Source organism: Pseudoalteromonas sp. NCCP-2140 (genome assembly GCF_023708065.1).
GTDB lineage: Bacteria > Pseudomonadota > Gammaproteobacteria > Enterobacterales > Alteromonadaceae > Pseudoalteromonas.
Genome location: NZ_BRCZ01000008.1, coordinates 38194 through 59530 on the forward strand (window position 1 = coordinate 38194; position 21337 = coordinate 59530).

Annotated in this window: 20 protein-coding genes; 16 read left to right on the top strand and 4 right to left on the bottom strand. The window is 40.9% G+C overall.

The window, feature by feature from the left end; genetic code table 11:
- Positions 1 to 147 precede the first annotated feature (147 nt).
- Positions 148 to 363 carry a 50S ribosomal protein L31 gene (gene rpmE / locus NFU46_RS15290; protein ID WP_036973208.1) on the top strand — a complete coding sequence of 72 codons (216 nt, stop codon included), beginning with the start codon at positions 148 to 150 and terminating at the stop codon, positions 361 to 363.
- A gap of 535 nt (positions 364 to 898) precedes the next feature.
- Positions 899 to 2140, top strand: coding sequence for a malic enzyme-like NAD(P)-binding protein (locus tag NFU46_RS15295; RefSeq protein WP_054552813.1), 1242 nt, complete (start codon positions 899 to 901; stop codon positions 2138 to 2140).
- A 100-nt stretch (positions 2141 to 2240) separates the two neighbouring features.
- Here NFU46_RS15295 and metJ read toward each other — a convergent pair whose 3' ends face one another.
- Positions 2241 to 2561 (bottom strand): met regulon transcriptional regulator MetJ, encoded by a 321-nt coding sequence (gene metJ, locus NFU46_RS15300; protein WP_054563330.1) that lies wholly within the window; start codon positions 2559 to 2561, stop codon positions 2241 to 2243.
- Between the two features lie 224 nt (positions 2562 to 2785).
- Here metJ and metB point away from each other — a divergent pair, with 224 nt between their 5' ends.
- Both metB and metL read left to right on the top strand, forming a co-directional pair.
- A complete protein-coding gene (metB, locus tag NFU46_RS15305; RefSeq protein ID WP_251602959.1) occupies positions 2786 to 4045 on the top strand; it encodes a cystathionine gamma-synthase in 1260 nt (419 codons plus the stop codon).
- 5 nt (positions 4046 to 4050) lie between these two features.
- Entirely contained in the window at positions 4051 to 6396 is a 2346-nt protein-coding gene (metL, locus tag NFU46_RS15310) for a bifunctional aspartate kinase/homoserine dehydrogenase II (protein ID WP_251602961.1), read from the top strand.
- 84 nt (positions 6397 to 6480) lie between these two features.
- Here metL and NFU46_RS15315 read toward each other — a convergent pair whose 3' ends face one another.
- On the bottom strand, positions 6481 to 8985 hold the full coding sequence (locus tag NFU46_RS15315) for a penicillin-binding protein 1A (RefSeq protein WP_251602963.1): 2505 nt from the start codon (positions 8983 to 8985) through the stop codon (positions 6481 to 6483).
- Positions 8986 to 9117: 132 nt separating this feature from the next.
- Between NFU46_RS15315 and NFU46_RS15320 the strand changes: the two genes are divergently transcribed.
- The 9 genes from NFU46_RS15320 (at position 9118) to NFU46_RS15360 (ending at position 18057) form a co-directional block, all read left to right on the top strand.
- Positions 9118 to 10197, top strand: coding sequence for a pilus assembly protein PilM (locus NFU46_RS15320; protein WP_251602965.1), 1080 nt, complete (start codon positions 9118 to 9120; stop codon positions 10195 to 10197).
- Entirely contained in the window at positions 10185 to 10757 is a 573-nt protein-coding gene (locus NFU46_RS15325) for a PilN domain-containing protein (protein ID WP_175080803.1), read from the top strand. Before NFU46_RS15320 ends, NFU46_RS15325 begins: the two co-directional genes overlap by 13 nt.
- Positions 10747 to 11352 (top strand): type 4a pilus biogenesis protein PilO, encoded by a 606-nt coding sequence (locus tag NFU46_RS15330; RefSeq protein ID WP_251602968.1) that lies wholly within the window; start codon positions 10747 to 10749, stop codon positions 11350 to 11352. Before NFU46_RS15325 ends, NFU46_RS15330 begins: the two co-directional genes overlap by 11 nt.
- A complete protein-coding gene (locus NFU46_RS15335) occupies positions 11349 to 11885 on the top strand; it encodes a pilus assembly protein PilP (RefSeq protein WP_251602970.1) in 537 nt (178 codons plus the stop codon). Before NFU46_RS15330 ends, NFU46_RS15335 begins: the two co-directional genes overlap by 4 nt.
- Positions 11872 to 13965 carry a type IV pilus secretin PilQ gene (locus NFU46_RS15340; protein WP_251602972.1) on the top strand — a complete coding sequence of 698 codons (2094 nt, stop codon included), beginning with the start codon at positions 11872 to 11874 and terminating at the stop codon, positions 13963 to 13965. The genes NFU46_RS15335 and NFU46_RS15340 overlap by 14 nt, the downstream gene beginning before the upstream one ends.
- Before the next feature lie 179 nt (positions 13966 to 14144).
- On the top strand, positions 14145 to 14663 hold the full coding sequence (aroK, locus tag NFU46_RS15345) for a shikimate kinase AroK (RefSeq protein ID WP_036973192.1): 519 nt from the start codon (positions 14145 to 14147) through the stop codon (positions 14661 to 14663).
- Positions 14664 to 14690: 27 nt separating this feature from the next.
- Positions 14691 to 15761, top strand: a complete 1071-nt coding sequence (gene aroB / locus NFU46_RS15350) for a 3-dehydroquinate synthase (RefSeq protein WP_058583849.1) — start codon at positions 14691 to 14693, stop codon at positions 15759 to 15761.
- Positions 15761 to 17161 (top strand): SPOR domain-containing protein, encoded by a 1401-nt coding sequence (locus tag NFU46_RS15355; RefSeq protein ID WP_251602974.1) that lies wholly within the window; start codon positions 15761 to 15763, stop codon positions 17159 to 17161. Before aroB ends, NFU46_RS15355 begins: the two co-directional genes overlap by 1 nt.
- A 53-nt stretch (positions 17162 to 17214) precedes the next feature.
- Positions 17215 to 18057: a Dam family site-specific DNA-(adenine-N6)-methyltransferase gene (locus NFU46_RS15360; protein ID WP_054563340.1), complete on the top strand. Its 843-nt coding sequence runs from the start codon at positions 17215 to 17217 to the stop codon at positions 18055 to 18057.
- Here the strand turns inward: NFU46_RS15360 and NFU46_RS15365 are convergent.
- Positions 18029 to 18214 (bottom strand): DUF2970 domain-containing protein, encoded by a 186-nt coding sequence (locus NFU46_RS15365; protein ID WP_054563341.1) that lies wholly within the window; start codon positions 18212 to 18214, stop codon positions 18029 to 18031. The genes NFU46_RS15360 and NFU46_RS15365 overlap by 29 nt on opposite strands.
- A 5-nt stretch (positions 18215 to 18219) precedes the next feature.
- Positions 18220 to 18513: a hypothetical protein gene (locus tag NFU46_RS15370; RefSeq protein WP_175083226.1), complete on the bottom strand. Its 294-nt coding sequence runs from the start codon at positions 18511 to 18513 to the stop codon at positions 18220 to 18222.
- Positions 18514 to 18846: 333 nt separating this feature from the next.
- Between NFU46_RS15370 and rpe the strand changes: the two genes are divergently transcribed.
- Genes rpe through trpS form a run of 3 tightly spaced genes read left to right on the top strand, consistent with a single transcriptional unit; the run spans position 18847 to position 21250 of the window.
- The gene (rpe, locus tag NFU46_RS15375; RefSeq protein WP_054563342.1) at positions 18847 to 19533 is read left to right on the top strand and encodes a ribulose-phosphate 3-epimerase; all 687 of its coding nucleotides are present in this window, start codon (positions 18847 to 18849) and stop codon (positions 19531 to 19533) included.
- Positions 19530 to 20195, top strand: coding sequence for a phosphoglycolate phosphatase (locus NFU46_RS15380; protein WP_054563343.1), 666 nt, complete (start codon positions 19530 to 19532; stop codon positions 20193 to 20195). Before rpe ends, NFU46_RS15380 begins: the two co-directional genes overlap by 4 nt.
- Positions 20196 to 20245: 50 nt before the next feature.
- Positions 20246 to 21250: a tryptophan--tRNA ligase gene (gene trpS / locus NFU46_RS15385; RefSeq protein WP_054552798.1), complete on the top strand. Its 1005-nt coding sequence runs from the start codon at positions 20246 to 20248 to the stop codon at positions 21248 to 21250.
- The last annotated feature ends 87 nt before the right edge of the window (positions 21251 to 21337 follow it).

Below are 21337 nucleotides of genomic sequence, written 5' to 3' on the forward strand. Positions count from 1 at the left end.
TTGGTTATTTTTTTAGCGAAAGATGTATTTAAAGCTTGTCGTAAGGCTTCTTGAGCTATAAAATACGCGGCCTATTAATTGTATTAACTGCGTATGGTGCCAGACTTCGGGTTTGGAGAGCGATACGGCCTTAACTAGAGGTTCCCTATGAAAGAAGGTATTCACCCTAAGTACGAAGCTATCACTGCAACTTGTTCATGTGGTAACAAATTCGAAACTAGCTCAACTCTTTGTAAAGACATCCACTTAGACGTATGTTCTGAGTGTCACCCGTTTTACACTGGTAAGCAAAAGATTTTAGACACTGGCGGCCGTGTTGATCGTTTCAACAAGCGCTTCGGTGCACTTAGCAGCAAGAAGTAATCTCTGCTGTTTAGTTAAAAAAAGCACCTTAGGGTGCTTTTTTTATGCCTAAAATTCACAAAACTCTTTATTAACATTGCTAGTCACTCATCATCTTCACTTATGTATCTTGCATAACTATTTCTGGCTGTTATGCCCATTATGTCGCTAATTTTGCAGACAAAGTGCCACCCCTTGGCTATATTCTTTTTTGTATAAACTTTCATAAAAGTTATTAAAAATAATAAATTTAAATAACTTTGTGAGTAAATGCAGTGAACTTCGTTGAAATGGCTATTTTGGGCTAATTTCGGCTAATTGCAGTGTACGTGCGTATAAAATACAAAAACACGTGCTTAAAAGGTCATAAATAGGTGAATTTTTATGTCTGATTAATCGCAACTATGCGCAGAAACTGTTGGGAAATCCTTTAAAATTAAGCGATATAGCATATAACAGGATAGACCTGATAATACTTGGAATTTTTATACATTACAGGTATCGTACTGATGCAAGCTCTCTCACTTTTTAACTTTTTGCAGGATACTATCGCGTTATGTCAGATTTTCGTGAACAAGCATTACATTACCACGCTCACCCCGTTCCAGGTAAAATTAGTGTTGAACTAACCAAGCCAGCCGAAACGGTTAACGATCTCGCTTTAGCTTATAGCCCAGGTGTGGCTGAACCAGTCCGTGAAATTGCTGCTGATCCAGCAAATGCCTATAAATACACAGGCAAAGGTAACATGGTTGCGGTTATTTCAAACGGTACCGCAATTTTAGGTTTAGGTAACTTAGGTCCGCTTGCATCAAAACCTGTAATGGAAGGTAAAGCGTTACTATTCAAACGTTTTGCTGGCCTTGACTCAATTGATATTGAAGTTAAACACCGCACAACAGAAGATTTCATTAATACGGTTGCTAACATCGCTGATACGTTTGGTGGTATCAACCTTGAAGATATTAAAGCGCCAGAGTGCTTTGAAATCGAAAAAGCGCTTATCGAGCGCTGTGATATTCCAGTTTTCCACGATGACCAACATGGTACAGCTATTGTGACTGCTGCTGGTATGCTTAACGCCCTTGAAGTGCAAGGTAAAGATATCGAAGATGCTATCATCGTATGTTTAGGTGCCGGTGCTGCTGCTGTTGCTTGTATGGAGCTTTTAATTAAGTGTGGCGCACTGCGTGAACACATTTATATGCTTGACCGTAAAGGTGTGATCCATACACGTCGTGATGACTTAAACGAGTATAAGCAATTATTTGCTAACAATACCGATAAGCGTACATTACAAGATGTTATTGCTGATGCTGACGTATTCGTTGGTGTATCAGGTCCTAACCTGTTAACAGCAGATGATCTTAAGCTGATGGCTGATAAGCCAGTCGTGTTTGCATGCTCAAACCCAGATCCTGAGATTGCTCCAGAAGTTGCACACAGTGCGCGTAACGATTTAATTATGGCAACGGGTCGTTCAGATTTCCCTAACCAAGTAAATAACGTGCTTTGTTTCCCATTCATTTTCCGTGGTGCGTTAGATGTTCGTGCAACGGCAATTAATGATGAAATGAAAATTGCTGCAGTTCACGCAATTCGTGGTATCGCGAAAGAGCCTGTACCAAGTGAAGTATTAAAAGCAGCTGGCGTTGAGTCACTTGAGTTTGGTGCTGAGTACATCATTCCTAAGCCTATGGATCCGCGTTTATTACCACGTATTGCACGTGCTGTTGCTGAAGCAGCAGTAGAGTCGGGTGTAGCGCAAATCGACATGCCAGAAGATTACATGCGTTAAACTTAATTAGCTATTAGGTATATCGCGCAATAAAAAACTCAGCCTAGGCTGAGTTTTTTTATATCTGCGATTATCGGCGGTGATCCGATGGCCGAAATACTTATTCTGAATCAAGCACTGGGATATCTAACCCCATTTCTTGCATAATTTTTTTAACTTCTTCAGGTACCTTTTCAGGGTTGTCTTTACGTAGGTCGTCATCATTTGGTAATGGTTGACCTGTAAAAGCATGTAAGAAAGCTTCACACAATAACTCACTGTTCGTCGCATGACGCAGGTTATTGATCTGGCGGCGTGTACGCTCGTCAGTTAATACTTTTAATACGTTGAGTGGGATTGATACGGTAATCTTTTTTACTTGTTCTGATTTTTTACCGTGTTCTGCATATGGGTGAATGTATTCACCGTTCCATTTAGCCATAAGTTGTTTCGTTGCCTCGGTTGTCAGTGATTTACGCCTTATTCACAGCGCAAGATGCGGAAATTCTATCTCTTTAAAAAAGATAGTCAAATACTAGTTATTTAGCCATCTAGTGGTGTAAATGTATAAACTTCTATGTGTGAGCCATAAATGCTTTGACTTCTCATATTTGATCATCTAACCTTTTAGACGTCTAAACATCCAATTTAAGAATAGGTGATGAAATGAGCGAAAAAAATAAAGCGACGATTGCTGTTCGTCACGGCATCGAAGCCGATAAACATCATGGTGCGGTTGTACCACCAATTTACTTATCAACCACCTATTCGTTTGCTGATTTTGATACTAAGCGCCAGTATGACTATGGTCGCAGTGGTAACCCAAATCGCGATATCTTAGCTGAAACCTTAGCTGAGCTTGAAGGTGGTGCTAGAGGTATTATAACTGCAACAGGTATGTCTGCTGTGCATTTAGCTACTCAGCTATTAAACAGTGACGATACGTTAGTGATCCCACATGACTGTTATGGCGGTAGTTACCGTTTATTCACCTCGCTTGAAAAACGTGGCCTGTTAAAACTGAAAGTTTTGGATTTAACTAAAACTGAAAATCTCCAAGAAATTTTAGCGATTAAACCTAAGTTGATTTGGATTGAAACGCCAAGTAACCCAATCTTGCGTTTAACAGATATTAAAGCAATTACTAGTATTGCTAAGCAGTGTGGTGCTTTGGTTGCGGCTGACAACACCTTCTTATCACCTGCATTACAAAACCCCATTGAGTTTGGTGTTGATATTGTTGTGCACTCAACCACTAAATACATCAATGGTCACTCTGATGTAGTGGGCGGTGCAGTGATTGCTGCAACGCAAGAGCTAGGCGACGAACTTGCTTGGTGGGCGAATAATATCGGTATTACTGGTGCACCATTTGACAGCTACTTAACGCTTCGTGGTTTACGTACTTTAAATGTACGCCTAAAGCAGCACCAAGAAAATGCCTTTGCCATTGCTGAGTATTTAGAAAGCTCACCTTATGTAAGCCAAGTTTATTACCCAGGCCTTGCTTCTCACCCACAACATGAGCTTGCTAAAGCACAGCAACGTGGTTTTGGTGGCATGGTGAGCTTTGATATTAAAGGCGACATTAACGATGCTGCTGCGTTTTTAACTAGTCTTAAAGATTTTAGCCTTGCTGAGTCGCTAGGTGGGGTAGAAAGCTTGATTTGTCACCCTGCAACAATGACGCACGCAGGCATGGAGCCTAAAGCGCGCCTTGATGCCGGTGTGGGCGATACGCTGATCCGTATTTCTGTAGGTATTGAAGACGTAAAAGATCTCATTGCAGATTTAGACCGTGTTTTCAATTTAGTAAAACCAGGTCAAGGCCAGCAAGTTACAACAGCTGAAGCTAAGCAAACACAGCAAGATACACAGCAAAATGCGTCATTTAAGTTAACGCCAGCACATACGGCATTGTGGTAGAAGAAATGGTAAATATTGTTCATAAATTTGGTGGCTCAAGCTTAAGCTCGGCGGATCGTTATCATGCAGTAGCGAACATTGTTCTTGCGAATACTGAGCAGGGCGATTGCATTGTTGTGTCGGCATCGGGTAAAACAACCGATACCCTAGTAAAGCTTTGGCAAAGTTACCAGCAGCAAGATAGCCAAGCTGTTAGCGATATTCTATTGCTTATTGATAACAATCAACGGGCTTTAATTGAGCAGCTACTTACAGGTCAGAATAAACAACAGGCCTTGGCACAGTTAAAAGATGAACTTGCCGTATTAAATGAATTAATTAGTCTGCAGCAGTTACTTGAAGCACCTTTACTTGCTCATGGTGAAGTGTGGTCGGCGCGGTTATTGGCCGCTTACCTAAATCAGTTAGGTGTTGATGCGCAAGATGTTGATGCAAGGCAGTTATTTACTCTAAATGATGGTCAGCTTTTACATCAAAAAAACCAACAGCAATGCAGTGATGCGATTAGCAGAAAACATATCAACGTAGTAACGGGTTTTATAGCTTCAGATTGCCAAGGTAATACGGTGACATTAGGCCGTAATGGCAGTGATTACAGTGCCACCTTGTTAGCGAGTTATACTTTTGCTAAGCAAGTGTCTATCTGGACAGACACACAAGGGGTATTTAGTACTGACCCTCGTAAAGTTAAAAATGCAGTTAAGTATGCCAAGGTGTGCCGTGAGCAAGCTAACTTATTAGCGCGTTTAGGTAACCCAGTATTGCATGCAAAAACCTTGTCGCCGTTAAAAGACTCAGAAATCAAACTGGTGGTAAGAAGTAGTTTTGATTGTGATGCAACGCCAACCGAAGTAGTAAAAGAAGGTTACAGTAAAGCAAAGCGTTTTATTACTACCTTAGATAACATCGATTTATTACGGGTTGATAAACTAAGCGGTGGTGAAGTTGGTGAGCTTAGTCAGTTAATTCAACACAGCCTGCACCACTTTACTAAAGATGGCGATACTTACTTGTTAGTGCCAGGTCAAAGCACTCACCAAGTTGTAAGCCACTTAGCGGGCCGTGCAAATATTGTCGAGTCTAATTTAAGTGGTTGTGCAGTGGTTGCACCAACAGCTGATGTCATTGCGCTAACAGAGCAAGCAACAGCGCTTTTAAAAGAGCAAAGCATTCATCCTCGTTTTGTACAACAAGACGATAACTATGTGTTGATCTTAAACGATCAGGCAATTGACAGTGATGTTTTAACTCTTCTACATGACAAGCTGGTAAACAAAGGTCAAGAGTTGGCCATTATCGTTGCTGGCCTTGGTAATGTAGGCGAAGTGTTCTTATCGCAACTACAAGCTCAATTTGCTCGTTTATCTGCTCAGTACAAAGTAAAAGTAGTAGCTCTTTTACGCTCTAAACAAATGCTTTTTAGTGCCAGTGGTTTAAATACCGAAACATGGCAAGAGCAGTGGCACAATGAAGCGCAAAGCTACGATAAAGCTGAGTTATTAGCACGTATCAATGAGCTAGATTATGAGCACAAAGTAGTGATTGATATCACTGCCAGTGAGGCTTTTAGCCAGTTGTATCCTGATTTTGTAGAGCTTAACTGTCATTTGATCAGTGCAAACAAATATGCGGGTACCGCAGAAAATAGCTGGTATCAAAACCTACGCACTAATTTGGCTGAGCGAAACTTGTTGTGGCGTTATAACACCAGTGTGGGCGCAGGTTTACCGATTAACTTTGCTTTAGCTGATTTGCAAAATAGCGGAGACAGCATTAACCGTATTGAAGGGGTATTCTCGGGTACTTTATCGTGGTTATGTAGCAGTTACGATGGCAGCGTGCCGTTTTCAGATTTAGTGCTTCAAGCTCAGCAAATGGGCTATACAGAGCCAGATCCTCGTGAAGACTTATCTGGCCGTGATATGCAGCGTAAACTACTGATTTTAGCGCGTGATCTAGGCCTTGATTTAGAGCTTAATGACATTGCTTTAACACCTCTGATGCCTGAACAGCTTGCAGTAGGAAGCTGGCAAGATTTTCTTGCAAACAAACAGCTGCTCGATGAATTTATGACAGAAAAATCAGCGCAAGCTGCGGCAGAAGACAAAGTGGTGCGCTATACCGGTGCTATTACACTCGTTGATGGTAAGGTTCAGGCTCAAGTCGGTTTAGTCAATGTTGGCAAAGATGATGTATTAGCAAGCCTTAAACCGGGCGATAACATCTTTGTGATCAATTCACAGTGGTATACAGATAATGCATTGGTGATCCAAGGCCCAGGAGCGGGTAAAGAGGTCACTGCCGCTGGAGTTCACTCAGACCTATATTGGCTGGTAAATAACCTAAAATAATTTTGCTGATCTTAGTTTAAATAGCTAAGCAAAAAGCGCCCAGAAGGGCGCTTTTTTATTGTTTCAAAATAGCAATTCACTTATTTAGAACAACTCTTCTTCAGTGCTGAGCTTTTCTTCGAATACGTCTGTTGGTTGATCAATTACGTACTTGGTTGGTGCAGTGCCTTTAATGAAGTACTCAAAACGGCTGGTGTAGTCATTTTTATGGCTTAAAAGGCCTGTTGCTAAGTCGATACGAACCGATACCAAACCTTCAGGAGGCTCAATAGGTGATTCAGGCATGCCATCAAGGGCTGCACGCATAAAGTCGACCCATGCAGGTTGTGCTGTTTTAGCGCCAGATTCTGCACCTGATATTTGTGACTTATCGAGGTTATTATTATAAGTCGAACGACCAAGTGTGATACCTGGGTTATCAAAGCCAACCCATACCGAGGTCATTACATTGCGGTTAAAGCCACTGAACCAGGTATCAACAGAATCATTGGTGGTACCTGTTTTTCCTGCTAGATCACGGCGATCAAGCGCTTGTGCACGCCAGCCTGTCCCACTCCAGCCGGTTTTGTGAGTCCAGCTACCACCACCCCAAATTGCGCTGTGCATAGCTTGCGAAATTAAGAATGCATTTTGCTTTGAAATGATACGCGGAGCACAGCGTGGAGTGCTCACACTTTGTGCTTGATCCAATTGGTTATCATCTAGTGATGCAAACTCAGGTGTAACAACTTGCTCAGGTTCATCACAGGCAAATTCTGGCTCTGTTTTGAATAACACATTACCAGCAGAATCCTGAATTTCAGAAATAAAGTAAGGAGTAATTAAGTGGCCGCCATTGGCGAAAGTACTCATTCCGCGTGCTAGTTCAAGAGGTGTGATTGAGGCACTACCCAGGGCCAATGATTCGCTACGGTTAATATCACTATTTAAAAAACCAAACTTAAGCAGGTGATCAGCAGTACGCTCAAGGCCAACACCACGTAACAAGCGCACTGATATTACGTTTTTAGATTGAGCGAGTGCACGGCGAATACGAATAGGGCCATTATAAACTGCAGGGCTGTTTTTTGGACGCCATGCCACACCTTGGCTTCTATCCCACTGATTGATTGGCGCATCATTAAGAATAGAAGCGAGTGTATAACCACTTTCAAGTGCAGCTGAATAAATAAATGGCTTAATGTTTGAACCTACCTGGCGTTTTGCTTGAACTGCTCGATTGTATTGGCTTTGTTCAAAGCTGTAACCACCGACAATGGCTTTAATACGACCATCTTGTGGGTCAAGTGAAACAAGTGCGCTCGATGCTTCAGGTACTTGGCTAAGAATATAGCTATCATCAGCGTTCTTACGTAGCCAAATTTGCGCTCCCGCGGATAAAATTTCAGTAGCCGTTTTAGGTGGGAAGCTTTGACGGTAACGGGTAATATACTTACGTGCCCATTTTAAGCCATCCCACTCGATAGTCACTTGTTCACCGTTTTTTTGTAAAACATCAATTGATTGCTCAGCGACATTCGTCACTACACCTGCTAATAGTGGACCAAACTCTTTAACATCTTTTAATTTAGATAAGATCTCTTCTTGGCTAAGTGGACTTTCGTTTTCACTGTCCCATAACTGAGCTGCAGCGCCACGGTAGCCATGACGCATGTCGTAAGCGTGTAGGTTATCAACAATGGCATCTTGTGCCGCTTGTTGAATGTTTGAATCAACACTGGTGTAAACTTTGAAGCCTGAGTTATAAGCTCGTTCATGGCCATAACGCTCAACCATTTCAGCACGTACCATCTCAGAGATATAAGGGGCATACACTTCAATTTCTGCGCCGTGGAATTTAGCTGTGATAGGCGCGCTAGTCGCTTCATCGAATTCAGTTTGGGTAATGTATTTTTCAGTTAACATACGTCCTAAAACGACATTACGGCGGTTTTTAGCTCGTGCTGGATTACGAATAGGGTTAAGCGCTGAGGGAGCTTTCGGTAAGCCTGCAATCATTGCCATTTGCGCTAAGGTTAGCTCATTCAGGTCTTTGCCATAATAAACTTGTGCAGCTGCACCAATACCAAAAGCACGATTACCTAACTCAATTTTATTTAAATATAATTCGAGGATTTCGTCTTTACTTAATATACTTTCGATATGTAAAGCAATGAAGATCTCTTTGACCTTACGGATGTATGCTTTTTCTCTAGTTAAGAAGAAGTTACGGGCAAGCTGCATTGTTATCGTACTTGCGCCTTGTTTCTTTTCACCTGTAGATATGAGTACAATGGCCGAACGTACTATACCAATTGGATCGATACCGATATGCTCGTAAAAACGGTTATCTTCTGTTGCTAAAATCGCATCGATTAATGGTTGAGGAATTTGATCTATTGTAACGGGAATGCGGCGTTTTTCACCGAATTGGTTAATCAATAATCCATCTCGTGAGAAAACCTGCATAGGTGTCTGTAATTGAACGTCTTTTAAAACCTGTACGCTAGGAATATCAGGTTTAACGTAATAGTATAGACCAACTAAAGTGATTAGTCCTAAAAATGAGCAGATGATAATAAATTGTAAAGTTCGCTTTAATAAAATCACTTATATTTTCCCTAAATGGACTCCCAATTAGAATCGGAGACTGCTAGTATATATTGATTAAAAAATGAATAATATTTTTTCAGACAAAAATTATAACTTGTTTATTATTAAAACAAAGGCCAAGTTGCAAACATGCTAAGTCAGCTATTTAAAAAGCCTTCATCTATGATGGTAGGAATCGACATTGGGTCGCACTGTATTAAAGCAGTGTTGTTGCAAGAGACAGACGCGGGTATGCGGCTTGAAGCGTTAGCTATTGAACCTATGCCAAAAGGCGCTATGTCTGAGCGTTCTATTCAAGATATTGAAGCGATAGGTAATGTTATCGCTAAACTAAAAAGAAAAATTCCTAAATCAGCTCAAACCGCTGCCGTTGCCGTGTCAGGGCAAACAGTAATCACTAAGGTGATTTTTATGGATGTAACATTAACTGATGCTGAACTAGAGTCACAAATAGCGATTGAAGCTGATAGTTTAATTCCTTATCCCCTTGATGAAGTCAACATCGATTTTGAAAAACTCGCTATTAATGAAGCTGATCCAAGTAAAGTGAATGTATTGCTTTCAGCAGCGAGAACGGAGAGTGTACAAGCGCGAGTAGGAGCTCTAGAAGTTGCAAATTTAAAAGCCGGGGTTGTTGATGTAGAAAGTTATGCACTGAGCAGAGCTATGGATATTTACTATCAACAATTACCTAGTGACGCGTACAACAAGTGCGTAGCTGTGGTTGATATTGGCGCTGTACTAATGCTTGTAAGTGTAGTGCAAGAAGGCGAGACAATTTACACCCGTGACCAAGTATTTGGTGGTGACCAATATACCAACAGTATTGTTGCGTATTATAACAAGAGCTTTGATGAAGCTGAAATTGGTAAAACAACGGGTGACTTACCACCAAATTATACTTTCGAAGTTTTAGCTCCCTTCCAGACATCATTGTTACAACAAGTTCGACGCGCTGTGCAGATGTTCTTAACAACCAGTGGTAAAGACCAAGTTGATTACATTGTGCTTACAGGCGGCACAGCCATGATTGACGGCTTAGATAGGCTACTAATTGAGGAATTAGGCATTCACACTATAGTTGCTGACCCATTTGCCAACATTGAGATTTCGCCAAAAGTTGACCGCAATATGTTGCAGCGTCATCGCACTCAGTTTGCGATAGCTACAGGCTTGGCATTAAGGAGTTTTTCATCATGCCACATATAAATCTGCTGCCATGGCGCGAACAACAACGAAAAGACTCCCAGAATAAGTTTATTACTATACTGTTTGGTGTAGTTGTTGTTAGCTTCCTAAGTATGTATCTACTAAGCTCTTTTTATAGTGGTTTACGCGAAGGGCAAAATGTAAAAAATAACTTTTTAAATACAGAAATCGCTTTATTGAATCAACGTATACAAGAAATAAACGAACTCGATAAGAAAAAAGAAAACTTACAACAGCGAATGCGCCTCATCGAAGAGTTACAGAGTAACCGTAACCTAGGTACGCAAATTATGGATGAAGTCGCTAAAATTGTTCCTGCTGGCGTTTATTTAACTAAGCTTGAACGTCGTGATGACCGCATTCATGTAATCGGTCGCAGTGAATCAAATAACCGCTTATCAACAATGTTGCGCCAAGTTCAAGGTTCATATTTATTAGAGCGACCTATTATGCAAGGTATCGTTGCCGGTGAGCAAACCTCAAGATTGTTGAGTGATTTTAATATGGACTTTTACGTTAAGCCGTTTGATCAGATAGGTGAGGTGCGCAATGAACCTTGATATCAAAGCGTTAACTGAAATAGATTGGAATGAAATCGAACTCGAAAATATGGGCGACTGGCCCATTGCCGTAAAAGCAATATGTTGCGCCTTTGTTGCAGCACTGGTTTTATACTTTAGCTATAGCTTATTGGTGTCAGATGAAATTGCCAGTTACCATAGCTCCGTAGCCAAAGAAACTGAGCTTCGCCAAACATATAAAGCAAAATATGCTGTTGCGAGTAATTTAGAGATTTATCGTCAGCAAATGGTTGAAATGGAAGATAAATTCTCGCAACTTTTAAAACGCTTACCTACTTCAAACGAAACCCCAGGTTTGTTAGATGATTTATCTTATGTTGGCACCACCAGTGGTTTAACCTTTTTGAAAATTGGCTGGTTACCTGAAGTCGAAAAAGAGTTTTATACAGAACTACCTATCAAAATAGAAGTGGTAGGGACGTATCATGAGTTTGGTGAGTTCGTAGGCAAAGTTGCTCAGTTACCACGTATTGTGAGTTTGCATGACTTTACAATCCAAACGCTTGGTGATGGCGAACTCACTTTTAGTGTTGTTGCCAAGACTTATCGTTATGAAGGGGGGACTAAAAAATGAAGAAACTTCCCTTAATTATTGCCATGACTCTTGTGCTCAGTGCATGTAATGACGATACTTCAGAACAAAAAGAGTTTATTGATCAAGTAAAAGCAAGTACAACGCCTAAAGTTGAACCCATACCTGAGATCACTAAATTCGAGCATTTTGCATATAATGCCGGGAAATTACGCAGCCCATTTGTGGCGCCGAAACCGGAAATTATCCAAAGCAATTTAGTGCAAGTTAAAAACTGCTTACACCCCGATCCTAATCGTGTTCGCCAGCCACTTGAAAAGTACCCGCTAGATAACCTAGTAATGCAAGGGACTATTGGTCGTGTTGGTAATACGTGGGCGCTGATAAAAGCTGCAGACGATACGCTTTATCGAGTTACTGTAGGTAATTATATTGGTTTGTATCACGGTGAAATAAAACAAGTGCACGACAATTATATAGAATTATTAGAATTAATCCCTGATGGGGCTGGTTGTTGGAAAGAGCGTCTGACTAAGCTAGAAATGTTAGAGGCGAATACAAATGGTGCAAGTTAATCTTATGAAAGGTAAAAAGAAGATGCATATAGGAATGGCATGGTTAAAACACATGCATAAATTCATGTTAGCTGCATTAGCCTTATTTTTGGCCCAGACGGCAATCGCTGCCCCTCTGTTGTATGATGTGCGGTATAACCCGTTAATGAAAGGCGAAACACAATTACAACTAGTATTTGATGAAGCCCTTACATTCGAACCAAAAGTTCAGGTGTATAACTCACCTGCTCGTATAGAAATGCTATTCAGCAATGTGGGTGTTGATAATGAAGTGCGTGATGTACCTGTTAATCAAGCAGGTATCCAGCATGTAACTAGCACGATGACTGCTGATGGTTTAAAAGTTGTTGTAACGTTAGACAAGCTAAAAATTTATAAAACAGCTGCGAAAGATAATATTGTTACTTTACATGTTTCAGATAACCCAATTGCAACGGATGATTCAGCGGATGGACTGACAGCGTCTAGCAACTTTATTAATACAGTACAGTCTATTGATTTCCGTCGTGGTGAAAAAGGTGAAGCACGTCTTTTAGTTTTCTTACAAGATACGCAAGCTGCAATTGATGTACATGAAAGTGGCGGTAAAATTATTGCAGAGTTCCACCATACAGATATTTTAGATGATTTATTGTATCAATTAGATGTAATGGATTTTGGCACGGTTGTCAGTAACATCGAAACTTTCAAAGAAGGTAATATGACGCGCATCGTGGTTGAGCCAAATGCCGCATTTAAGTTTACTCACCAACAAATTGAAAATATCTTTACCTTAACTGTTGAAAAAGATGATACACAGCGCGCGTACCTTGAAGGTGGTATTGAATATCAAGGTCGCCCTATGAGCCTCAACTTCCAAGATATTCCGATTCGCTCTGTGCTACAGATTATTGCGGGCTATAACGAGTTTAACTTAGTAACAAGTGATTCAGTAACAGGCAATATTACATTACGTTTAGACGGTGTTCCTTGGGATCAAGCTCTCGATGTAGTGCTTAAAATTAAAGGCCTTGATAAGCGTATGGATGGCTCCATTTTGATGGTTGCGCCATCAGAAGAGCTAGCTGCGCGTGAAGCAAAAGAGCTTCAAGCTAAACAGCAGGTTGAAGATTTAGAGCCGCTTTATAGTGAATATATCCGCCTTAACTATGCTAAAGCAGAAGAGTTTGCTGATTTATTGAAAACAGACACCAACAGTATTATTTCAGCACGAGGCAGTGTGTCTGTTGATAAACGTACTAATACCTTGCTTATCAAAGATACTGCAAAAAGTATCGAAAGCGTGCGCCGTATGGTCGAAACTCTAGATATTCCTGTTAAGCAAGTAGTGATTGAATCACGTATGGTAACAGTGAATGATAACGTACAAGAAGATTTAGGTGTTCGTTGGGGGATCAGCGATGTAGGTAGTGACGGCGCTATCTCTGGCACACTAGAAGGTGCTGGTGGCATGTTTGGTGCTGGCTCTTACGATAATATTCCGAGTATTTCTGACCGCTTAAATGTTAACCTACCTGTTTCTAGCCCTGCCGGTAGTATTGGTGTACAAATAGCTAAGTTAGCCAATGGCACAATATTAGATTTAGAGCTAAGTGCCCTTGAAGAAGAAAACCGTGGTGAGATTATCGCAAGCCCACGTATTACTACGGCCAACCAGCAAAAAGCACGTATTGAGCAAGGTACAGAGATCCCTTACGTTGAAGCAGCATCAAGTGGTGCAACGACAGTAACCTTTAAAAAAGCAGTATTGAGCTTAGAAGTAACGCCACATATCACCCCTGATAACAAAGTAATTTTAGACCTCGTTATTACGCAAGATACGCGTGGTGATACGGTACAAACACCAACGGGTTCTGCTGTGGCAATTAATACCCAAGAGATCCAAACTCAGGTATTAGTAGAAAACGGCCAAACGGTGGTGCTTGGTGGTATCTTTCAACAGCAAATCGTTAACTCAACTAAGAAAGTACCTCTGTTAGGTGATATTCCATACCTTGGTGCATTGTTTAAAAGTACGAGTGAATTTAACGAGAAGAAAGAGCTGTTAATCTTTGTAACGCCAAAAATTCAAATCGAATAAGTGATTTTTTCTTAAGCAACGAGCAATTAGCATGTTTAATTGCTCGTTATCTAGCTTTTTATGCTAATTGACTTGAAATACCCAAGCAATTACTGAGATAATCCCCTCCTTAATTTTGGGGCCAGGTCGTTAGGCGGGGTTTTATTTCAAATTTTAGAGTTCGTTTGTACTAAAAAGATATGGCTGAGAAACGTAATATATTTCTAGTGGGCCCTATGGGGGCTGGCAAAAGCACAATTGGTCGTCACATTGCTGACCAATTACACCTTGAATTTTTCGATTCAGATCAAGAGATCGAGCGTCGTACTGGAGCAGACATTGCTTGGGTATTCGATCTTGAGGGTGAAGAGGGCTTTCGACTTCGTGAAGAAACTGTAATTTCAGACCTAACTGAGATGCAAGGTATTGTTCTTGCAACTGGCGGTGGTTCTGTGATCAGTAAAGAAGTGCGTAACAAGCTATCTGCTCGCGGTATCGTTGTATACCTAGAGACACCAATCGAAAAGCAAGTTGCACGCACGCAGCGCGACAAGCGTCGCCCATTATTGCAAACAGAAGAAGCACCGCGTGATGTATTAGAACGCTTAGCTGAAGAACGCGAACCGTTATACAAAGAAGTTGCTGATTTTGTTGTCCGCACTGATGAGCAAAGCGCGAAAGTTGTTGCTAATCAAATCATCGAGAAATTAGATTTTTAAAAACCAATAATAAAAAGGAAACTAGCTATGCTTGAATTAACAGTTAATTTGGACGAGCGAAGTTATCCTATTTATATTGGTCAATCTGCTCTTAAAGAGACTGGTCGGCTACGCGAGCACATCGGCGATTGTCGACCTATCATTATCACCAACGACACCATTGCACCTTTATATCTTGATGATGTAATGACGTCGTTGGCTGATCTTAACCCGTTATCTTTTACTATCCCTGATGGCGAACAATATAAATCACTTGAGTGGTTTGAAAAGATATCGGCGTTCTTACTTGAACATAACTGTGGTCGTGATACTTGCCTTATTGCCTTAGGTGGCGGTGTTGTCGGTGACTTAACTGGTTTTGTTGCTGCATGTTATCAGCGTGGCGTGCCTTTTATTCAAGTACCAACTACCTTGCTGTCGCAAGTGGACTCATCTGTTGGTGGTAAAACGGCAGTAAACCATCCACTTGGTAAAAACATGATTGGTGCGTTTTACCAACCACAAGCAGTATTTATCGATACGCAATCGTTGCATACTTTACCTGAGCGTGAATTCGCAGCAGGTATGGCTGAAGTAATTAAATACGGCCTCATTTACGACACTGAATTATTTGCCTACCTAGAGCAAAATATCGCTAACCTTAAATCACTTGATGAGCAAACATTGCAGCATGTGATTTACCGTTGTTGTGAAATCAAAGCCTTGATTGTTGCGCAAGATGAAAAAGAAGCAGGTTTACGCGCCTTACTTAACCTAGGGCATACCTTTGGTCATGCTATCGAAGCACAAATGGGTTACGGTAATTGGCTACACGGCGAAGCCGTTGCCGCAGGTATGGTGCTGGCGGCACGTCTAGCTCATACCCGTGATGACTTAACTGCTGCAGAAGTTGAACGCATTGTTAAATTGATTGCTGAGTATGATTTACCAGTCGATATTCCTGCAGAAATGACAAGCGAGCAGTTTTTAACGCATATGCGTAAAGATAAGAAAAACAAAAAAGGCACTATTCGCTTTATTCTTCCTACCCAATTTGGTCAATGTGCGCTGGTAAGTGATGTTACTGATCAGCAGGTTTGTGATTTAATAGCGCGCTAATGCAATCGCAAATATTGCCTAGCCGTGCTGCGCTAGTTGATCGAATCGCTCTGCAGTTTGAATATGGGCAAAATCTAATTTGCTTACTTGGCCCGTCAGGCCTTGGTAAAAGCTATTTATTAGAAACCTTCATTACTGATAAATACCTCGACTTTAATAAAGCGTTTGTTCAGTTGTCAGGAAAAATGACCGACCAACAGTTTATGACTGAACTGTTAGAACAAAGCTTTAGCAATCCGCTAATTGATCATTCTTTAAGTTTGTCTGAAAACTTCTATCAACTCTATAAGCAACAGCCTTGTGGTGATTGTTTATGGGTGATTGATGGAGGGCGTCATTTATCTGAAGAGTTAATTCATCAATTAGAAATTCTTGCCAAGCAAAGCCCGAGCACGTTATACATATTGATTGCATCACAATCGGTCGGCCAGTTTAGCCAAGCGGTCGAAATTCACCTTGAAGCGCTTAACTTGAGCGAAAGTAAGCAACTTATGCGTTGGTTTTTCGATAACCTACCTGTTGAAGAAGATCCAGTTTTTCGCACCTTTTTACAAGAAGCGCATGGTAACCCAGCCTTATTGCTAGCTTGGGAGCCTGAACAGCAAACTGCGGATATTCGTACACCCGAGAAAAGCTATAAACTGCTTTATTTAATTTTGCTCTTAATCACAACCATGCTGTTGATCATTGGCTTTTTATATAAAGCTGATATGACCGAGTGGTGGAAAGCACATTACCAACAAGATACAACAAGCTCTGTGGCAACAGCACTGCCTGCAGAAGCAGTAATAAATAGCCCTGAAGCAAGCAAAGAGCCTGTTCTAGAACAAGCTGAAGATGAGCCTCAAGCCCAGCAGCCAGTTGCTACTAATGATGATAACAACACGATTCAGGCTGCCGCGATGCCAGTTGATGGCTCTGACAGTAAAAACCATAACAATGAAAGTCATAACAATAACGTGGCTGCGATTGTTGATAGCCTTTTGCCAGTAGAGCCAGTTACACAAGAGAATGAGCAACCAACGACAGATGCAGTTATAGCAGCCATCATCAGTGATGCTGAGCAAGCTGAGTCTGCAATTGAGCCAGAGCAGCCATTAGTTGGGAATGCGTGGTATTTGTCTCAGCCAGACGACAATTTTGTAATCCAATTACTAGCGGTCACTAAGCAAGAGATCAGTGATAAGTTTATTAATGAAAATGGCTTGCAAGGGCAGGTAAATACTTACCAAAGCTTACGGAGCGGTAAGCCGTGGTGGATTGTCACTTATGGCAGTTATGCCACACTGAATGATGCTAAGAAGGGCGTAACAACACTTTCTGAGAATGTGCGTAAAAATCAGCCGTTTTATAAAAAAATAAGTAAAATTAAACAAGAAATCGCTTCACTAAATCAGTAAATTAAAACTGATTAGTGTAAAATCGCGCAACACCGAATTGAAGTTAAGAGCAGATGCAGCAAAAGACCAGAGCCTTCCTTAAATGGGCGGGTGGAAAATACAGCCTAGTTGAAGATATTCGTACCCGCTTAAAGCAAGCGAGTATGGATGCTGACACCTTAGTTGAACCTTTCGTTGGTGCTGGCTCTGTATTCCTCAATACTGATTTTAAGCATTATATTTTAAACGATATTAATGCGGATCTGATCAACCTGTACACCGAGCTAAAGCGCACGCCTGACGAATTTATTAGCGATGCAAAAAAACTATTTGTAGAGCTCAATAACCATCCTGAAGCCTATTATGAGTACCGTGTTCAGTTTAATCAGAGCAGCGATGTGTATGAGCGCGCAATTTTATTCTTATACATGAATCGTCATGGTTATAACGGTCTGTGCCGCTACAATCTTAAAGGTATTTTTAACGTTCCTTTTGGTAAATATAAGCGCCCGTATTTTCCTGAAAAAGAAATGCACTTCTTTGCTGAAAAAGCCCAGCAAGCCACCTTTACGTGTTTAGGCTATGATGAAGTCTTTAAGCTTATTCCTAATAATGCGGTAGTGTATTGCGATCCACCTTATGTGCCTTTGAGTAAAACAGCTTCATTTACTTCTTACGCTAAAGGTGGTTTCAATTTAGATGATCAAGCTAACTTGGCGAATTTAGCTGAGCAGGCTGCATTCGAAAATAACACGCCGGTACTTATTTCTAACCACGATACGGTATGGACTCGTAAGATCTACAGCCAAGCATCACTGGATGAAATTCAGGTAAAACGCACGATTAGCCCGAAGGGAGGTTCACGCAATAAAGTGAATGAACTAATGGCTATGTATTTAGCACCAAAGAAACGGTGAAATAAATCGCTGCTACAAACAGGCTGAATAAAACGAGGGCAATGACGATAATAGTACTGAGCGAATGCTCTTTAAAGTCAGCTTGACGCTTATTTTCTGATTGCACACCAAAAAATGCCGCAAAGACACTTTGTAATGCACTAATGAATTTGTTCATGCGATTTAGAACTTAGAACCTAAACCGCTAACTTTCTTTGACTCTTCACTACTTGTTAATAACTCAAGTAAATCAAGATAATGGAACTGAGCGCTGCGGCTATCACCCGTTAACCAAGAAAACCATCCTGTTTCTTGTTCTGCTTTCATACATTGAGCAGAAGATGATGCGTTAAGCGTATTGCATGAGCAGCCAGACGCCGCTGCTAAAAAGTCGTCTTCATCAGCAGATGAAAAAGATACAAACGCAGCAACCGTAAGTGCGGACGCGATTAAGATCCCTATTTTAAAAGCACGCATGAGAATAACCCTTGTTTGTGTTATTTAGACAAGCATACATAACAATTGCTCAAATAACAAACTTAATTACGGCTGAATTAAATAAAAATTTAATAAAATTAGTCTTTTAAAGTAAATTTTATGTTTATATTTTGTTTCATTTAAATGCATTTATGCAAGCAGCTGAATAGAACGATTGTTCAATTTTTGATTAAATTTACATTAATTCAATAAGCTAAAAGGATTAGCCTTGAGTAATAGCGTTTTAACAGTTAGCTGTGGTGTTTTAATCAGCTGTCGATTGGGTTACATTATGCGCTCTTCTTGCAGTCGCAAATTATGATGGAATCTCTCATGTTGGAAACATTACAAAAGTATTTAATAGCCCCTTCTATTTTATCAGCTGACTTTGCCCGTTTAGGTGAAGATGTTGATCGTGTACTCGCAAGTGGGGCAGATGTTGTACATTTTGATGTGATGGATAACCATTATGTGCCAAACCTAACCTTTGGCCCGATGATTTGTAAAGCACTGCGCGATTACGGTATTACAGCCCCGATAGATGTGCATCTTATGGTTAAGCCTGTCGATCGCCTAATTCCCGACTTTGCTGAAGCAGGCGCTTCTATTATTAGCTTTCATCCAGAAGCTAGCGAGCATATTGACCGTACCTTGCAACTTATAAAAGACAGTGGTTGCCAAGCAGGGCTTGTATTTAATCCTGCAACCAGCCTTAGCTACCTTGAGCACGTGCTCGATAAAGTTGATGTAGTGCTATTAATGTCGGTTAACCCTGGCTTTGGCGGCCAAAGCTTTATTCCTCATACCCTCGAAAAGCTTCGCCAAGCGCGTAAAATTATTGATGACTCAGGTCGCAATATTCGTTTAGAAGTTGATGGTGGCGTTGGTGTTGATAACATTGCTGAAATTGCAGAAGCGGGCGCTGATATGTTTGTTTCAGGCTCAGCGATTTTCAATCAACCAGATTACAAAGCGGTTATCGATGCGATGCGCAGCGAGCTTGCAAAGGTTGAGTCATGAAATACGATGCGGCATTTTTCGATTTAGATGGCACCTTAGTCGACAGTGTTTATGATTTATACATTGCGATGAATCTGACTCTAACTGACCTCGCATTTCCGGTTGTTACACAAAAGCTAGTTGAGAGCTGGGTAGGTAATGGCATAGAAACACTTGTAAAGCGTGGTTTAAGTGGCGATATGCAAATCAGTGAGCATTTAGATGAAGCCCTTACTGAGCGTGCAATTAATTTGTTTTATCAGCACTATGACCAAGTTGTAGGTGACTACAGTGCGCTTTATCAACATGTAGAAACTGGGCTTGCTGCACTTGCTGGTATTCCTAAAGTGGTGATCACCAATAAGGCACGTCGTTTTACCGAAAAGTTACTTGATAAGCTTTCACTGACTAGTCATTTTCAGTTGATTGTATGTGGTGATGATATGGCAAAGAAACCATCACCTGAGCCTTTACTATTTGCTTGTCAGCAATTAGATGTCAGCCCAGCCAAAGCAGTTATGATAGGCGACTCAAAAAGTGATATTTTGGCAGCAAAAGCTGCTAAGGTTGACGTTGTCGCACTCGGTTATGGCTATAACCAAGGTGAAAACCTCGCTGATTTCAATCCAGAGTACCTCTGCGAGAATTTCTTAGATATAATACCCGTTCTTACCCAAAGGTAAGTGCATTTTAATTTCGTCTTTTTAGTTTAGTAAAAATATAAAGGAACATCATGAGTAAACCAGTAGTGTTAAGTGGCATTCAGCCAACCGGTGGTATGACAATAGGCAACTATGTTGGCGCTATTAACCAGTGGCTTAAGCTACAGGAAGACCACGAAAGTTTCTTTATGTTAGTAGATTTACACGCCATTACTGTACGCCAAGATCCTGAGCAGCTACGCTCGCGCGTGCTGGACGGTATTGCGCTTTATGCTGCATGTGGTATCGACCCAGAAAAAGCTGCGTTATTCGTACAATCTCAAGTGCCAGAACATGCACAACTTAGTTGGGTGTTAAACTGTTACGCGCAAATGGGTGAGCTTAACCGTATGACGCAGTTTAAAGATAAGTCTTCTAAGCATGCGAATAACGTTAATGTGGGTTTGTTCTCTTATCCTGTACTGCAAGCTGCAGACATCCTGTTATACCAAGCAGATCAAGTACCAGTGGGTGAAGATCAAAAGCAACACCTTGAATTGACACGTGATATCGCAACACGTTTTAACAACCTATACGGTGACGTGTTCAAATTACCTGAGCCGTACATTCCTGAATTCGGCGCACGTGTAATGAGCTTACAAGATCCGCTCAAGAAAATGTCTAAATCAGATGAAAATCCAAACGGTTACATCATGTTATTAGATGAGCCGAAGAAGATTGAAAAGAAACTGAAGAAAGCAGTAACCGATTCAGACGAGCAAGCTCGTATCTACTTTGATCGTGAAGAAAAACCAGGTGTATCTAACCTACTTACTTTATTATCAGTCGCAACTAAGCGCTCAATTGAAGACTTAGTGCCTGAATATGAAGACAAAATGTATGGTCACCTGAAAAAAGACACTGCAGCAGCGGTCGTTAATATGATTGAGCCAATCCAAGCGCGCTTTAAAGAAATTCGCGAAGATCAGTCACTACTTGATAGCATTATGAAGTCAGGTGCTGAAAAGGCGAGTATTCGCGCTGAAAAAACATTAAAAGCAGTCTACGATGCGGTAGGTTTTATTCCTCGCCCGTAAGCTTGCACAAATTGTTGAGATAAAAATACCGCTATAAAGCGGTATTTTTTTATTAAAAACTCAGCACAATTAAAATAGTAAACAAGC

Bases quoted from the DNA above. Each gene is read 5' to 3' on its own strand.
- rpmE (WP_036973208.1), top strand. From the start codon at position 148: ATGAAAGAAGGTATTCACCCTAAGTACGAAGCTATCACTGCAACTTGT.
- NFU46_RS15295 (WP_054552813.1), top strand. From the start codon at position 899: ATGTCAGATTTTCGTGAACAAGCATTACATTACCACGCTCACCCCGTT.
- metJ (WP_054563330.1), bottom strand. From the start codon at position 2,561: ATGGCTAAATGGAACGGTGAATACATTCACCCATATGCAGAACACGGT.
- metB (WP_251602959.1), top strand. From the start codon at position 2,786: ATGAGCGAAAAAAATAAAGCGACGATTGCTGTTCGTCACGGCATCGAA.
- metL (WP_251602961.1), top strand. From the start codon at position 4,051: ATGGTAAATATTGTTCATAAATTTGGTGGCTCAAGCTTAAGCTCGGCG.
- NFU46_RS15320 (WP_251602965.1), top strand. From the start codon at position 9,118: ATGCTAAGTCAGCTATTTAAAAAGCCTTCATCTATGATGGTAGGAATC.
- NFU46_RS15325 (WP_175080803.1), top strand. From the start codon at position 10,185: ATGCCACATATAAATCTGCTGCCATGGCGCGAACAACAACGAAAAGAC.
- NFU46_RS15330 (WP_251602968.1), top strand. From the start codon at position 10,747: ATGAACCTTGATATCAAAGCGTTAACTGAAATAGATTGGAATGAAATC.
- NFU46_RS15335 (WP_251602970.1), top strand. From the start codon at position 11,349: ATGAAGAAACTTCCCTTAATTATTGCCATGACTCTTGTGCTCAGTGCA.
- NFU46_RS15340 (WP_251602972.1), top strand. From the start codon at position 11,872: ATGGTGCAAGTTAATCTTATGAAAGGTAAAAAGAAGATGCATATAGGA.
- aroK (WP_036973192.1), top strand. From the start codon at position 14,145: ATGGCTGAGAAACGTAATATATTTCTAGTGGGCCCTATGGGGGCTGGC.
- aroB (WP_058583849.1), top strand. From the start codon at position 14,691: ATGCTTGAATTAACAGTTAATTTGGACGAGCGAAGTTATCCTATTTAT.
- NFU46_RS15355 (WP_251602974.1), top strand. From the start codon at position 15,761: ATGCAATCGCAAATATTGCCTAGCCGTGCTGCGCTAGTTGATCGAATC.
- NFU46_RS15360 (WP_054563340.1), top strand. From the start codon at position 17,215: ATGCAGCAAAAGACCAGAGCCTTCCTTAAATGGGCGGGTGGAAAATAC.
- NFU46_RS15365 (WP_054563341.1), bottom strand. From the start codon at position 18,214: ATGAACAAATTCATTAGTGCATTACAAAGTGTCTTTGCGGCATTTTTT.
- NFU46_RS15370 (WP_175083226.1), bottom strand. From the start codon at position 18,513: ATGCGTGCTTTTAAAATAGGGATCTTAATCGCGTCCGCACTTACGGTT.
- rpe (WP_054563342.1), top strand. From the start codon at position 18,847: ATGTTGGAAACATTACAAAAGTATTTAATAGCCCCTTCTATTTTATCA.
- NFU46_RS15380 (WP_054563343.1), top strand. From the start codon at position 19,530: ATGAAATACGATGCGGCATTTTTCGATTTAGATGGCACCTTAGTCGAC.
- trpS (WP_054552798.1), top strand. From the start codon at position 20,246: ATGAGTAAACCAGTAGTGTTAAGTGGCATTCAGCCAACCGGTGGTATG.